The sequence below is a fragment of the Burkholderia paludis genome (genome assembly GCF_000732615.1).
Classification (GTDB): Bacteria; Pseudomonadota; Gammaproteobacteria; order Burkholderiales; family Burkholderiaceae; genus Burkholderia; species Burkholderia paludis.
In genome coordinates, this window is record NZ_JPGL01000171.1 from 1 (window position 1) to 362 (window position 362).

Annotated in this window: 1 protein-coding gene; it reads left to right on the forward strand. The window is 61.9% G+C overall.

Going from position 1 to position 362, the window contains the following annotated elements; translation table 11 throughout:
• Positions 1-362, forward strand: a 362-nt coding sequence (locus tag GQ56_RS46305) for a hypothetical protein (protein WP_031403777.1), incomplete at both ends; no start/stop codon positions are given.

Consider the following 362-nt stretch of genomic DNA (forward strand, 5'->3'; position numbering starts at 1 on the left):
ATCGAGCTGTTCGCTGACGACAGCCCCGTCGACGTGGACGTGGACAGCGAAGTAATCGAGCTGGTGGCCGACGACAGACCCGTCGAGGTCGACGTCGACAGTGAGGTGATCGAGCTATTCGCCGACGACAGCCCCGTCGACGTGGACGTCGACAGCGACGTAACCGAGCTATTGGTCGACGAAAGGCCGGTCGACAGCGAGGTAATCGAACTGTTGGCTGACGACAGGCCGGTCGAGGTCGATGTCGACAGCGACGTAATCGAGCTATTCGCCGACGAGAGGCCCGTCGACGTGGATGTGGACAGCGAGGTGATCGAACTATTGGCCGACGACAGGCCGGTCGAGGTCGACGTCGACAGCGA